The sequence below is a fragment of the Variovorax sp. GW531-E2 genome (genome assembly GCF_059423125.1).
The window spans coordinates 68315-80944 of the sequence record NZ_JBWKXQ010000027.1 but is presented as its reverse complement, the minus strand read 5'-3'; the positions used below and the strand labels follow the sequence as shown (position 1 = coordinate 80944).

Sequence of the window (12630 nt, the reverse complement as noted above, 5' to 3'; positions counted from 1 at the left end):
CTCCCACCCCAAGCAAGGAGACCCGCATGAGAACGCTGAAAATCATGGAGCACATCTCGCTGGATGGCGTGATCCAGACCTCGGGCGAAGACGGTTTTCCGTGCGCGGACTGGACCGCGCCCTACCGCAGCCCCGCCGGCCGGGATGAGGTGCTTGCCGCGCATGGCGGGCACTTCGACCTGCTGCTCGGGCGTCGCACCTACGACATGTGGTCGGACTACTGGCCCAAGGCACCGAGCAGCGCGATGGCGGACGGCTTGAATGCGGCGACCAAGCATGTCGTGACCCACCGCCCCGAAAGCCTTTCGTGGGGCCCATTCGAAAGCGTGGGGCCGGACGTCGTCGAAGGCGTTCGCCGCATCAAGTCGCAGGCGGGCCCGAACCTGATCCTCTGGGGCAGTTCCTCGCTGACATCGACGCTGCTGGAGCATGGCCTTGCCGATGAAGTGCTGCTGGTCGTCTATCCGGTGCTGCTGGGGGCTGGAAAGCGCTTTTTCGCGCAGGGAACGCCACCCCGCGCCTTCGAACTCGTCACCACGAAAGCAATGCCATCAGGCATCCTCCTCAGAGCCTACAAAGTCGCCGGTCCTTTGAAAGCCGGGTAGTCGAACAGTCCGACATCACAAACGAAATTCGGCGTCACGCCAGACCCATCTGCCCCGTCCAAACGCCTCATGAACACCTCCAGCCTTTCCGCCGCCCGCGCCTATGCACTCAGCATGCACGGCGCGCAAATGTACGGAGCGCACCCGTACTCGCACCATCTGGATGCCGTTGCGCTGACCCTTCTGCCGTACGGTCAGGAGGCTCAGGTCATCGGGTATCTGCACGATGTGGTTGAAGACACCGACGCGACACTTGCTGAAGTACGTCTGCGCTTCGGCGATCAGGTTGCTGCGTGCGTCGCACTCCTCACGGATGAACCTGGTGCGAACAGGAAGGAGCGCAAGTCGAAGACCTACGCGAAGCTGGCCAGAGTGACAGGGGCGGAGGAACTGGCGCTGGTCGTGAAAGTGGCTGACCGCCTCTCGAACGTTCGAGCCTGTGTGGCCGATGCCCATCGCGACCTGTGGAGCGTCTATCGTGGTGAGCATGTAGTGTTCAAGGCCGCTGCATTTCGGGCAGGCCTCTGCGATGCGCTCTGGTCTGAACTCGACGAGCTGATGAGTGATGAGAAGCAGCCACGGAACGCGAGCAAGGCCGAAAGCTGACCAGGGTCGAACCCTGTTGCTTCTGACCACTTACCCCACTCATTCACAGAGAACACATTGATCCACCGCATCCGCACGGCCCTCGTGGCCTGCACCTTGGGCGCCGCGGCATTGGCCGTTTCCGCGCAGGTCAACATCGGCTTCATCGGCACGCTCTCCGGCCCCGGGGCCGCGCTCGGGCAGGAGCAGTACGACGGCTTCATGCTGGCGGTCGAGCAGCGCCAAGGCATGCTCGGCGGCGTTCCCGTGGCGGTCCTCAAGGAAGACGACCAGCACAACCCCGAGCGCGGGGCGCAGCTGGTGCAGAGCCTGATCGAGAAGGACAAGGTCAGCTTCATCACCGGCGTGACCTTCTCCGACGTGATGATGGCCATGGCCAAGCCGATGGCCCGGGCGGGCATGCTGTTCGTCGGCTCGAATGCCGGCCCCGCGCCAATCGCCGGCAAGCAGTGCAACACCCGGTTCGTCTTCGCCTCGTACCAGGACGAGTACCAGGCCGGGATCGTGGGACGCTACGCGGTCGACAAGGGCTACTGGAAGACGCTGTTCATTGCGCCCGACAACGCAGCGGGCAAAGACCAGCTGCGCGGCTTCAAGCGCTACTACTCGGGCGAGGTGGTGAGCGAGATCAACGTCAAGCCCGACCAGGCCGATTACGCGGCAGCGCTGGCGCAGATCCAGCGCGTAGCGCCCGATGCGGTGGTGGCCTTCCTGCCGGGCGACATGGGCGTGAACTTCATCCAGCAGATGAACCGCTCGGGCCTGCTGAACAAGGTGCCCTTGCTGACCGTGGGCACGGTCGATGGCACGACATTGCCGCTGCTCAAGGATGCCGCGCTTGGTGTGGTGGCCGGCGCGGTCTGGGGCCCCGACCTGCCGAGCCCGACGAGCAAGGCTTTCGTTGCCGCCTTCGAAAAGAAGCACGGGCGCATTCCCTCGCAGTACGCGGCGCAAGGTTTCGATGCGGCGCTCCTGATCGACAGCGCGCTGAAGGAGACCAAGGGCTCCGTCGCCGATCGCGGTGCCTTGCGCAACGCACTCAATGAGGCCGACTTCTCGTCGGTGCGCAGCGGCTTCAAGTTTCTGCGCAACGGTTTCCCGGTGCAGGACGGGCACATCTTCGTGGTCGCGAAGGACGCGCAGGGCCGCACGTCGCTCAAGCGGATCGCCACGCCGCTGGAGGCGAACCCGGATGGGTACTGGAACGAGTGTCGGTAGGCAGGGGCTGGCGGCATCTGGCCAAGACCCCGACGTTCGCAGCGCCTATGCTCGGCGTTCAAGAACAAACCCCGTCCCTCCCGGCCACTACCGCGAGACCACAGCCTGACCATGCACCCGACCGGAACCCTGCGCGGCATCGCCGCGATGCTGTTGGCCTGCGCCTTCTTCGCCTGCATGGACGCGCTGCTCAAGACCCTGGCCGGGCACTACCCGCCGGTGCAGGTGATGGCGCTGCGCGGTCTCACGGCGCTGCCCCTGGTGTGCCTGTACATCGCCTGGCGGCGCGAGGCAGCCGGTGTTTTCAACCGCCGGCTGCGCTGGCGCCTGCACCTGCTGCGCACGGCGCTGAACATGACGATGCTGGTGCTCTTCGTCCACGGCCTGAAGACCCTGGGCCTGGCCGAGGCCTACACGCTCACGTTCATCGCGCCGTTGCTGATGGTGCTCATCGCCGTGCCGATGCTGGGCGAATCGGTGCAGCCGCGGCACTGGATCGCCATCGGGCTGGGCTTCGTCGGCGTGGTGGTCGCGCTGCGGCCCGAGCAGGGGGCCTTCCTCTCGACGGGTGCGCTGGCGATCCTGGTGGCGGCCGTCTGCTATGCGCTGTCGAACATGCTGGGCCGGCTCATCAGCCGCACCGAGCCGAGCGCCGCGCTGGTCTTCTGGACCACTGCGGGCATGGCCGTCGGCGGCAGCCTGTTCGCGGCGCCGCAATGGGTGCCGCTGCAGGCCGGGCACGCGTGGGCGCTGGCGGGCCTGGCCCTCAGCGGTTTCCTGGGCCAGCTGGCCATCGCCGAGGCCTTCCGCCACGGCCAGGCCGCGGCCATTGCGCCCTTCGAATACAGCGCGCTCGCGTGGGCGCTCGTGATGGACTGGGTGTTCTGGCAGGCCGCGCCCGATGCGTGGACGCTGGGCGGCGGGGCGCTGATCGTTGCGAGCGGACTGTGGCTGGCGCGCAGCGAGGCGCCGAGGTCGGTACAGAAAAAGCGCAAGGCCGCCTGAGCTATTGAGCGGCTACAGTCGGCCGGAAGCAGCCACGCGCACAAGACTTTCAATGCCTCGAACCACTTCCGAGATCGCTCACGACATCGCCAACTTCGAACCGCCGGAGGACGGCAACTGGCGCCACCTGGACTCGCTTCTGGATGAACTCTGGCGGGCAGGCAGTCCGGAGCAGGCCATGCCCGAAATGCTGAGCGTCTTCGAGCGCTACCCGGAGGAAGACGGCTACGGGGTCATGTGGACCATCGTTCACGGATTGGAGAGCTTGCCCAACTACCAGCCGGAGCTTCTTCGCTCCCTCGCGCGACAGCCCAGCGAACTCGGCATCACGATGGTCGGGCGCATCTTGAACGCCGGCACGACGGAGATCGGCGGCGTCTCATTGCTGCAGACGCTGCACGATCTGGCGAAGACGGCGGCCTCTTCGTACATCAGGGAAGAAGCGCTCCGTGTGGCGTCTCGGCCGCGCTGAACGTCCGCCGTGAGGAAAGCGCTCATTCGCATCGTGCTCCGCGGCCCCTTGGCTGCCCGGCATGGCGATCCAAGCCCATGACCACAGACCCTCTTCCAATCACCCGGCCCGCCATCCTCTGCGTCGCATGCGCCGCCGCGGCGGGGTTCTTCTGGTGGGCGTTCCATGAGCGGTACTACAGGCACAGGGACTGCATTGAAGCATCCGCATCCAGCTGCCTCGCGCCCGACGGCGCCAATCTGATCGGCGGGGGCGCCGTCTGGTCCGTGGTCGCTGGCCTCTTCACGTGCGCCTCGGTCTACTACCTGGGGGTCGTGCTTCGCCGTCGTCGGGCGAATGGCCGCTGATGGCCGGCTGAAGCGAGAGTTCAGGCCCCGCCGTCTTGTCGAGCCAATACGGGCGTCTCATGCCGCGAGGCCACTTCCGGCTGGCCATCGAGCGTGGCCCGTGCCCCGGCAAAGCAATCCACATCGGCCGGCAAGGCCACGCCGCTTTGGGCGGAGCGGGTCCAGATGTGGCTCGTGAGTTCGACCGCATTGGGGTCGTCATAGCAACCGCGCGAGATGGCGCGCACATCGGGCCAACGCTCGAAGGTCAGGCCCATCGTCGTGCCACACGAGGGGCAGAAATGAACGAAGACCTGCTTGTGGCTGCCGTCCGATCGGTGCGCGTACTGCCGCAGTTCGCCTTCGTTGAACTGCACGGCGTCCATCGGAAAAAGCGACTCGGCATAGAAAGACGTGCCGGTCATGCGCTGGCAGAACGTGCAATGGCACGCGAACGTGCGCAGCGGCGGCTGGGTCGTGCTGAATCGGACCTTGCCGCAGAGGCAACCCCCTTCAAGTACAGCTGGCATACGGCACCCGGAAAAAAGAGGGGATTCTGCCCCCTCGATCGACGGCGTTCGATGCAGCTGCGCGAACCGCGCGCTCAGGCCAGCCCCAGCTCCTTGGCCTCGGCTTCGTAGTGGGGGTACGACGCCTTCATCGTCGCGCCATTGAGGATCATCTCGGCCACGAGGGTGCGCGACGGCATCTCGTAGACCTGGGTGCGCACCCACACGGATTCGGTGCGCGCGCTTTCGCTCAGCGCGATGATCTCGCGCTCCAGTTCGTAGTCCTGGTCGACGAAGAGCGGGCCCTTGATGAGGCGGATCTCCTGTCCGGCGAACAGGCCCACGGCCGGCTTGCGGCCATTCAGTTGCGCCTCGGCGCTGGTGGAGCCGAGCAGCACGCTGATCATCTCGGTCGGGATGATGGCCCGGCCCCACGGCGAGCGCTGGCCGCCTTCGGCTGTGTACCAGTCGCAGGGCTCGGTGATGACCTTGAGCTTGTCCGCGAGCGTGAAGGGGTAGTGGTCGCCCATGTGCTGGTCGAAGCCCATGCGGATCTTCTCGACGACGGCGCCGCGCTGGCCCACGCGCAGGTCGCGGTTGATGACCAGGCCCTGGGGCGGGCGCAGCTTCGCGATGCGCTGCGGCAGCTCGTGCGGGTACTGCGAGGCATCGCCCACCGACGCGGTGCCGGTCAGCACCGGCGTGCCGTCGGCCTTCTCGGCGCGCAGGCGCACGAAGGTGGCGCCGGGCGCGGGCAGGTCGACAAAGGCGCGCACCGACTCGCCTTCCACCACCATGTTCTGGTAGTGGGCGCTGATGCAGCCGGTCTCGAACCAGGCCTGTCCGAACACATGGAACAGCAAGGGGTCGAACTGGCTGAAGTGCGTCGGCCCTTCGATCGGCCCGGCGCGCAGGCCCAGCGTTTCGGCCGTCGCGTCGTCGTGGATCGACTTGTGGTCGTCGTAGGTCTGGTCGGCCAGCATCTGGCGCGGCTGGCGCAGCGGGCCGCACAGGCCGAGAGCGGTGGTGGTGAAAGGCGAGGTCATGGGGGAGGGCTCCGTGTAGCCGGCGGCGGGCGCCAGTCGAGTTCGCGATGATGGCAAAGTCTCCGCGCCGCGCCTGTCGCCTAGGGAACGCCTGATGCGGCCGGCCACGCAGTCACTGGCGGTCGGCGCCCGGCAGATGCATCGGTCGTCCTTGCATGACGGTCCGGGTGGTCACTGGCCTTATTGCGCCTCGACGCCCAGCTCGCGCATCCGCCTGGTGATCACGTTGAACTCCTCCTTGTACGACGCCGCGAACTGCTCGGGCGTGCTGTTCATCACCTCGAAGCCCCGGCCCACGAACAGCTGGCTGACATCGGGCGAGCCGACGATGGCGCGCACTTCCCGGGCCAGCTTGTCGACGATGGGCTGTGGCGTCTTCGCCGGTGCCAGCAGCCCGATCCAGACGTTGGTGTCGTAGAGCGGGTCCTTGAAGCCCAGCTCGTTCATGGTCGGAACCTGCGGGAGCGAGGTGGAGCGTTGTCGTCCCAGCACGGCCAGCGGCACGACCTTGCCCGTTGGCACATGCTGCATCGCACTGGGCACTGACGACAGTCCGACGTCGATGGTGCCCGACAGCAGGTCGGTCACCACGGGCCCTTCGCCGCGTTGCGGCACATGCACCATGCCTGCATTCAGGCCGCGGTTGAGGCTCTCGCCGGCCAGATGGCCCAGCCCGCCCACGCCCCAGGACCCGTAGCTCAGCTTCGCGCCGCCCTTGGCCACCTTGGCCTTCAGGTCTTCGATGCTCTTGATGCCGGTGCCGGGGTGCGTGGAAATCAGCGCCGGGCTGCGCACCACCTGCGTGACGCCGACGAAGTCCTTCTGCGGGTCGTAGGCCAGGGTCTTGAACAGCGCCGTGTTGTTGATCTGCGAATCGGTGATGGTCATCAGCAGCGTGTAGCCGTCGGGCTTGGCGCGGCCGACTTCGCCGGCGCCGATGGCGCCTGCCGCACCCGCTTTGTTGTCCACCACCACCGGCTGCCCCATCGATTTCGACAGGCGATCGCCCAGGGTGCGTGCCACGAAGTCGGTCGCACCGCCGGCGGCGTAGGGCACGACGAGGCGGATCGGCCGCGAGGGGTAGCTCTCCTGCGCGGCGATGGGCAGCGCCAGCGTGATCGCTGCGCATGCGGCAGTCATTTTCTTGAACATGGTTGTCTCCAGTGGTGGGGTTGGGTGGTCTGCTTGTTGTTGGGGGCGTCAGAGATCGAGAACGAGCACGGCGCTGCGCGCGCGAGACACGCAGGGCAGGATGCAGGTGTGGCTGTCGCGCTCCTCGTCGCTGAGCACGAAGTCGCGGTGATCCGCCTCGCCCTCGAGCAGCGGCACCTCGCAGCTGCGGCACATGCCTTCGCGGCACGAGAAGGGAATGCTGACGTTGGCGCCTTCCAGTGCGTCGAGCAGGCTCTGCCGCGGTGCGACCTCGATCCTCTGGCCGCTGCGATGCAGCACCACGGTGAAGGCGCCGGCCGGCGCTGCGGGCGTGGCGGGTTCCGGCGGTGCGAAGCGTTCGAAATGGGTCGCCGCCTTGTCGATGCCGACAACGCCTGCGGCCGCGCCGACCGCATTCATCAGCCCTTCGGGGCCGCAGCAGTAGAGGTGGGCGCCCGGGGCCGCGCCGGCCAGCCAGCCCGCCAGGTCGGGTGGCGTGCCCGCCGCTTCCTGGTCCACGTGCAGCTGCACGCGGTCATGGTGGCGCGCCAATGTCCACGCATAGGCGGCACGGGCCCGCGTGCGCACGCAGTACAGCAGCTTCCAGGGCCTGGCGTTGGCCTCGCACCAGAGGATCATGCTCAGGATGGGCGTGATGCCGATGCCCCCGGCCACGAACAGATGCTCGGTGGCGGCCGGGTCGATGCCGAACAGGGCGCGCGGCGCGCCCACCTCGAGCACATCGCCCACGGCAAGGCGCTGGTGAACGAAGGCCGAGCCGCCGCGCGAAGCTGGCGCCAGGCCCACACCGAGCACGTAGCGGTGGCGCTCCAGCGGCGAGTTGGCCAGCGAGTACTGGCGGCGGATGTCGCCGGGCAGCAGCAGGTCCACATGGGCGCCCGAGGTGAAGGGCGGCAGCGCGGTGCCGTCCTGCGCACGCAATTCCAAGCCGAGCACATCCTGCGCCTCTTGCGTGAGGCGGGTGACGAGGAGCTTCATGGCTCAGGCCTTGACGGGTTCGGGCGCTGCTGTGGCGGCAGGGCGGGCCGCGGCTTCCTCGAGCGCTTCTTCTTCCAGCCGGCGCGAGACCATCCAGCGGAACTGGTTCAGCGCGGCGTCGATGCCGAAGGCCATCATCTTGAAGTCGGGCGCCAGCGCCAGGCTCCTTTGCTGCGCGGTGATGATGTCGCGGTCTTCATCGAAGGCATCCACCACGGCCTGGTGGATCGAGTGCGTGACTTCGGGTTGGTCGATGGCGAAGTTGTGGGGATGCGCGAAGAAGTAGTGGGTGGAGTTTTCCGTCTCGGGCGTGATGGCCTGGCAGCCACGAAATTCGATCGCACCGTCGCGGTTGCCTTCGGCAGCGCCCTGGCCGGTGGGCGCCATGCCGGAGTCCATCAGCAGGACGGCCGGGATGGTGAAGTTGTAGATGTTCCATCGATCGACCCTGCTGCCCCAGTCCTTGACCGCCTGGGCAAAAGGCGGCGGCTCGGTGTCGAGGGCCCACCGGGTGATGCGCACGCCGTTGTCGATGCGTTCGACCTTGGGCTGGGCGGCGGCGTAGTCCGCACTGCCTCCCAGCGTGGTCGGGTGCACGAAGGGCAGGTGGGAAAAGTCCAGCAGGTTGTCGCAGATCAGCAGGTAGTTGACGTCGTAGTGGATGTAGCCGTCCAGGCTGCGCCAGTGCGGGTCGTCCAGCCAGGGCGTGTCGGGGATCAGCGCAGGGTCGGCCTTGTCGGGAGCGCCCATCCAGATCCAGACCCAGCGGTGGCGTTGCACCACCGGGAAGGTGCGCACCCTGGCCTGGATGGGAATGCGCTTCTGGGCGGGCGCCTCGATGCACTGGCCCGAGGCGTCGAACTTCAGGCCGTGGTACATGCAGCGCACGCAGTCGCCTTCTCGCCGCCCCACCGACAGGGGCGCGCCGCGGTGGCAGCAGCGGTCTTCCATGGCGACGATCTCGCCGTCGTCCTTGCGGTACATGAGAACGGGCACGCCGATGATGGTGCGGGCGAACAGGCCCTGCGGCGTGAGCTCGTTGTCCCAGGCAGCCACGTACCAGGTGTTTTTGATGAACATGGGGCGTCTCCTTTGTTGTTCGCCGCGTTCGGGTCACGGCATGGGCAGAGCGTAGGACGAGGGTTCTCATGTATCAATGTCATTTCAGTCATTCCTAGAATGCGCGGCATGCATGCGGAAAACCTCGACCTGAATTTGCTGGCGGTCTTCGACGCGATGTTTCGCGAGGCCAGTGTCACGAAGGCCGCGCAGGGCCTCGGGCTGACGCAGAGCGCGATGAGCCACGCGCTCAACCGGCTGCGTGCTTTCTTCGACGACCCCTTGTTCGTCAAGGTCGGCAGCCGCATGGAGCCCACGCGCAAGGCCGAGGGCATGCGCGCCGCGGTGGTGGAGGTGATGAGCACCGTGCGCCAGCAGATCCTGGCGGGCGCACGGTTCGAGCCCGCACTGGCGCGACGCACCTTCACCCTGTGCATGACCGACATGGGCGAACTGGTGTTCCTGCCGCCGCTGCTCGAGCGCTTCAAGAAGGAGGCGCCCGGTTGTTCGCTGCGCACGCTGCAGGTGCCGCTCGAGCAGGTCGAAGGGCTGCTTGCGTCAGGAGAGGCCGACCTGGCGGTGGGGTCCATCCGTGCGGCGCCCGAGGGGCTGTTTCATCAGCGCCTGTTCCTGCACTCCTTCGTGACCATCGCCAGCGCGCGGAACAAGGACATCGGCGCCACCCTCACGCGCGAGCGCTTCGAGGCGATGCGGCACATCGTGGTCTCGCTCACCGGCCACTCGGCGGAGAGCTACGACAAGGTGCTGGAAGACCAGGGCATCCGCCGCACCGTGGCCGTGATGACGCCCCACTTCCTGATGGTTCCGCTCCTGATGGACCGGCACGCCGATCTGCTCGCGACCGTGCCGCGCGAGTTGGCGGAGGTCTTCGCCCGCATGGGCACGGTGCGCATGTTCGAGCCGCCGGTGCCCGTGCCCCAGTTTCAACTCAACCAGCACTGGCATCCGCGCTTTCACCACGACCCTGCCGTGGTCTGGCTGCGCGATGTGATGAAACATACCTTCGAGCACTACCCACGCATCACCACGCAGGCCGAGCCTCCGGCCAGGAAAAGTGCGCGAGCCAAGTCGCGTTGACGCGCCGGCCGGCATCGACTTTCCCTCTGCTGCGAACCTCATCCCCCACCCGTTTCTGCGTGCCCGCTTGTTCGAGCGGCCGCGCACTGTTACAAAGGGCGTCTCCATGCGCTCGCCCACCTTTCTCTTCGTTTCGCTGCTCTGGCTTGTCGTGGCCGCTCCGGCCGCGCAGGCGGAGGTGGTGCGTTGCACCGACGCCGACGGCCGCATCGTCTACACCGACGGCGCCTGCCCGCCGGGCACGCGGCAGTCGCGGCAGCTGCGCATCGACGAGCCGCCGCCTGCGCCGCCGCGTGTCTCCAACGAGGAAGCTGAGCCGCGCCGGCCGGACTACGCGGCACCGTCCGCGCCACCGCCGCAGCCCGCGCCCTCGGGGCCGGCCATCATTCCGCGTTACCCGGGGGGCGAGGCGCCCGCGGCCGACCCGGGGCCGACCTACATCTGGGGCGGCGATCCGTACTACGGCCCGCCGCGACCGGGGTATCACCCCCGGCCGCCGCGTCCGCCGCGCGACCCCGGGCCACCGCCCGGCCAGCGGCCGTGCAATCTCGCGGGCATCAAGCGCAGCAACTGCTGAGCGCGTTCGTTCCTCGTTCCTCTGCTTCCTGTTTCTTCATGACCGTTGCCGCGCCCGAGCGCCTTTCCCCTTGGGTCGTCCATTGCGACGGCAGCGCCATGCCGAACCCCGGGCGCATGGGCGTCGGCGTCGTCATCACGCAGCCCGACGGCACCCGCCACACCCTCTCGCAGGCCACGCACACCACGGGCTGCAACAACGAGGCCGAGCTGCGGGCGCTCACGCTCGCGCTGCGCGAGCTGCAGGCGCGCGGCGCCACGAGCGTGCAGGCCTTCAGCGACAACAGCACGCTGGTCGAACAGCTGAGCGGCGCTGCCGACGTGCGGCCGATCGTGCGCATGGCGCCGCTGTTCGAGGAGGCGCGCACGCTGCTGCAGAGCTTCGACGAGGCGCGCGTGCAATGGATTCCGCGCCACCGCAACGGCGAGGCCGACGCGCTCGCGCGGGCCGCGCTGGGCTTCGGGCCGAAGCCGCCGCCCAAGGCCTGGAAGAAGCGGCGCTAGCGGCGCCCGCGAAGGGGCATGCGGCAGGTTCTATCATTCGGGTCGATTCAGACACCCGTTTCCCCATGACCGAAGAAGCCACCTCCAAGCCCACGCTGCCCGACCACCTCTCGACCGATCCGCGCAGCCCGCACCACATTCCCGCCGTGTTCGAGCACCCGATCGGCATCCGCTTCAACGGCAAGGACCGCCTGGACGTCGAGGAATACTGCATCAGCGAAGGCTGGATCAAGGTGCCCGCCGGCCGCACGCTGGACCGCAAGGGCTATCCGCTGCTGATCAAGCTCAAGGGCGCTGTCGAGGTGTACTACCGCGACTGACGGCCCGGGGCACAAGCCCCCACCGTTCCTGTTCTTCTTTCAGCGCCACTGCAGCAGCAGCGACCACGGCTGCCGGCTCATGTGGCGATCGATGCATGCGCTGCCGCCCGCCGTGCAGCCTTCGGACAGGTAGCTCGGGTCCAGCAGCCGCGTGCCGGGCGCAAAGGCCAGGCGCCGCAAGGTGACCGACTGCAGCACGTTGCCACCCACGGCATCGAAGCCCGCACCGTCCACGCCCACCACCACATCGCAGTGCATCGGCAACGGTGCGCCACCCGTGGGGCGCCCGGCGAGCCACTCGCCGATCTTGCCGAAGCCGTCGAGCGCGGCACCGCGCGGGCCGCGTGCATGGCAGACCAGGTCGCCCGGGCGCGGCGGCGTGCGCATCAGGTCGCAGGCGCGCAAGGCCTGCGGTGTCGCGCGGCCCGTGGCCTCGTCGATGCCGGCCTGCCACGCGGCGCCGGCGTAGTCGACGTGCGCCTCGGAAAAGACGAACTCGTCGGCGCCGAGCCCGGCCCCGCGCGCCACCCAGCTGATGAACGCGGCGGACCAGGGCGTGTCGATCACCGCGACGCGCTGCAGGGCCACTTCGAGGGCGCGCTGGTCCGACGCGTCCAGCCCCTGGCCGGGGCCGACACCCAGGCCTTGCAGGCGCGCCGCGCTCGCCTGGTTCAGCGCGTCGGTCAACCGCGTGCGGTCGGCCGCCTGCGGGGCGCCGAAGCGAACGAGAGAAGGCAGCCGCTCACTCGACGAATCGACCGCGCGCCAGTAACGCAGCACGCGTTGCCATGCGGGCAGCGCGTCGATCGGATGGCGCGTGTCTTCTGCTTCCGAATAGCCAGACTCGGTGAGTCGGCCTTCGGCGTCCATCGTCTGGCTGCCGAAGGCAACGTGCTCTTGTCGGGCCAGCGCGGCCATCGCGAGGGCACGGGGCGGCGGCGGAATGTAGGAGGCCGTGGCAAGGCAGCCGGACGCGGCCGATGCGAAGGTGGGCGCCGCCGCGAACGTCAGGGCTGCGCACAGCGTGCGCGCGGCGTGGCGCAGCGGCTGTGTGAGCGCGGAGGAGGGCGCGATGACGGGCGGTGGCGGCATGTGAGGCGAGGATAGCGGGGCACTGCCCGTGGCAAGCAGAATG

Annotated in this window: 15 protein-coding genes; 9 read left to right on the top strand and 6 right to left on the bottom strand. The window is 67.9% G+C overall.

Going from position 1 to position 12630, the window contains the following annotated elements:
* The first annotated feature begins 26 nt into the window (after positions 1-26).
* The 5 genes from AC07XP_RS17180 (at position 27) to AC07XP_RS17160 (ending at position 3906) form a co-directional block, all read left to right on the top strand.
* Positions 27-605, top strand: coding sequence for a dihydrofolate reductase family protein (locus AC07XP_RS17180; RefSeq protein ID WP_495265357.1), 579 nt, complete (start codon positions 27-29; stop codon positions 603-605).
* A 69-nt stretch (positions 606-674) separates the two neighbouring features.
* A complete protein-coding gene (locus AC07XP_RS17175) occupies positions 675-1211 on the top strand; it encodes an HD domain-containing protein (protein ID WP_495265356.1) in 537 nt (178 codons plus the stop codon).
* Positions 1212-1268: 57 nt separating this feature from the next.
* A complete protein-coding gene (locus tag AC07XP_RS17170; RefSeq protein WP_495265355.1) occupies positions 1269-2429 on the top strand; it encodes an ABC transporter substrate-binding protein in 1161 nt (386 codons plus the stop codon).
* Between the two features lie 111 nt (positions 2430-2540).
* Positions 2541-3434: a DMT family transporter gene (locus tag AC07XP_RS17165; RefSeq protein ID WP_495265354.1), complete on the top strand. Its 894-nt coding sequence runs from the start codon at positions 2541-2543 to the stop codon at positions 3432-3434.
* 52 nt (positions 3435-3486) lie between these two features.
* The gene (locus tag AC07XP_RS17160; RefSeq protein ID WP_492745117.1) at positions 3487-3906 is read left to right on the top strand and encodes a hypothetical protein; all 420 of its coding nucleotides are present in this window, start codon (positions 3487-3489) and stop codon (positions 3904-3906) included.
* Positions 3907-4273: 367 nt separating this feature from the next.
* On the opposite strand, the gene AC07XP_RS17155 is transcribed toward AC07XP_RS17160, so the two are convergent.
* From AC07XP_RS17155 to AC07XP_RS17135, 5 genes are all read right to left on the bottom strand, one after another.
* Positions 4274-4762, bottom strand: a complete 489-nt coding sequence (locus AC07XP_RS17155; RefSeq protein WP_495265353.1) for a GFA family protein — start codon at positions 4760-4762, stop codon at positions 4274-4276.
* 74 nt (positions 4763-4836) lie between these two features.
* Positions 4837-5787 (bottom strand): hypothetical protein, encoded by a 951-nt coding sequence (locus AC07XP_RS17150; protein WP_492745121.1) that lies wholly within the window; start codon positions 5785-5787, stop codon positions 4837-4839.
* A gap of 180 nt (positions 5788-5967) precedes the next feature.
* Positions 5968-6939 carry a Bug family tripartite tricarboxylate transporter substrate binding protein gene (locus AC07XP_RS17145; RefSeq protein WP_492745123.1) on the bottom strand — a complete coding sequence of 324 codons (972 nt, stop codon included), beginning with the start codon at positions 6937-6939 and terminating at the stop codon, positions 5968-5970.
* 48 nt (positions 6940-6987) lie between these two features.
* Complete coding sequence (locus AC07XP_RS17140; protein WP_495265352.1) at positions 6988-7938, bottom strand: PDR/VanB family oxidoreductase; 951 nt, start codon at positions 7936-7938, stop codon at positions 6988-6990.
* 3 nt (positions 7939-7941) lie between these two features.
* The gene (locus AC07XP_RS17135) at positions 7942-9018 is read right to left on the bottom strand and encodes an aromatic ring-hydroxylating dioxygenase subunit alpha (protein WP_495265351.1); all 1077 of its coding nucleotides are present in this window, start codon (positions 9016-9018) and stop codon (positions 7942-7944) included.
* A 108-nt stretch (positions 9019-9126) separates the two neighbouring features.
* Between AC07XP_RS17135 and AC07XP_RS17130 the strand changes: the two genes are divergently transcribed.
* From AC07XP_RS17130 to AC07XP_RS17115, 4 genes are all read left to right on the top strand, one after another.
* The gene (locus AC07XP_RS17130; RefSeq protein WP_495265350.1) at positions 9127-10095 is read left to right on the top strand and encodes a LysR family transcriptional regulator; all 969 of its coding nucleotides are present in this window, start codon (positions 9127-9129) and stop codon (positions 10093-10095) included.
* A 106-nt stretch (positions 10096-10201) separates the two neighbouring features.
* Positions 10202-10672 carry a DUF4124 domain-containing protein gene (locus AC07XP_RS17125; protein ID WP_495265349.1) on the top strand — a complete coding sequence of 157 codons (471 nt, stop codon included), beginning with the start codon at positions 10202-10204 and terminating at the stop codon, positions 10670-10672.
* A gap of 38 nt (positions 10673-10710) precedes the next feature.
* The gene (locus AC07XP_RS17120; RefSeq protein ID WP_495265348.1) at positions 10711-11175 is read left to right on the top strand and encodes a ribonuclease HI family protein; all 465 of its coding nucleotides are present in this window, start codon (positions 10711-10713) and stop codon (positions 11173-11175) included.
* Between the two features lie 65 nt (positions 11176-11240).
* Positions 11241-11495 (top strand): DUF3297 family protein, encoded by a 255-nt coding sequence (locus AC07XP_RS17115; protein ID WP_062468964.1) that lies wholly within the window; start codon positions 11241-11243, stop codon positions 11493-11495.
* Between the two features lie 39 nt (positions 11496-11534).
* Here AC07XP_RS17115 and AC07XP_RS17110 read toward each other — a convergent pair whose 3' ends face one another.
* Positions 11535-12587: a DUF2272 domain-containing protein gene (locus AC07XP_RS17110; RefSeq protein WP_495265347.1), complete on the bottom strand. Its 1053-nt coding sequence runs from the start codon at positions 12585-12587 to the stop codon at positions 11535-11537.
* Positions 12588-12630: the final 43 nt, after the last annotated feature.

Excerpts from the sequence above, each read along its gene's own strand:
- AC07XP_RS17145 (WP_492745123.1), bottom strand. The coding sequence starts at position 6,939 with ATGTTCAAGAAAATGACTGCCGCATGCGCAGCGATCACGCTGGCGCTG.
- AC07XP_RS17120 (WP_495265348.1), top strand. The coding sequence starts at position 10,711 with ATGACCGTTGCCGCGCCCGAGCGCCTTTCCCCTTGGGTCGTCCATTGC.
- AC07XP_RS17125 (WP_495265349.1), top strand. The coding sequence starts at position 10,202 with ATGCGCTCGCCCACCTTTCTCTTCGTTTCGCTGCTCTGGCTTGTCGTG.
- AC07XP_RS17135 (WP_495265351.1), bottom strand. The coding sequence starts at position 9,018 with ATGTTCATCAAAAACACCTGGTACGTGGCTGCCTGGGACAACGAGCTC.
- AC07XP_RS17165 (WP_495265354.1), top strand. The coding sequence starts at position 2,541 with ATGCACCCGACCGGAACCCTGCGCGGCATCGCCGCGATGCTGTTGGCC.
- AC07XP_RS17110 (WP_495265347.1), bottom strand. The coding sequence starts at position 12,587 with ATGCCGCCACCGCCCGTCATCGCGCCCTCCTCCGCGCTCACACAGCCG.
- AC07XP_RS17140 (WP_495265352.1), bottom strand. The coding sequence starts at position 7,938 with ATGAAGCTCCTCGTCACCCGCCTCACGCAAGAGGCGCAGGATGTGCTC.
- AC07XP_RS17150 (WP_492745121.1), bottom strand. The coding sequence starts at position 5,787 with ATGACCTCGCCTTTCACCACCACCGCTCTCGGCCTGTGCGGCCCGCTG.
- AC07XP_RS17155 (WP_495265353.1), bottom strand. The coding sequence starts at position 4,762 with ATGCCAGCTGTACTTGAAGGGGGTTGCCTCTGCGGCAAGGTCCGATTC.
- AC07XP_RS17180 (WP_495265357.1), top strand. The coding sequence starts at position 27 with ATGAGAACGCTGAAAATCATGGAGCACATCTCGCTGGATGGCGTGATC.
- AC07XP_RS17175 (WP_495265356.1), top strand. The coding sequence starts at position 675 with ATGAACACCTCCAGCCTTTCCGCCGCCCGCGCCTATGCACTCAGCATG.
- AC07XP_RS17160 (WP_492745117.1), top strand. The coding sequence starts at position 3,487 with ATGCCTCGAACCACTTCCGAGATCGCTCACGACATCGCCAACTTCGAA.
- AC07XP_RS17115 (WP_062468964.1), top strand. The coding sequence starts at position 11,241 with ATGACCGAAGAAGCCACCTCCAAGCCCACGCTGCCCGACCACCTCTCG.
- AC07XP_RS17130 (WP_495265350.1), top strand. The coding sequence starts at position 9,127 with ATGCATGCGGAAAACCTCGACCTGAATTTGCTGGCGGTCTTCGACGCG.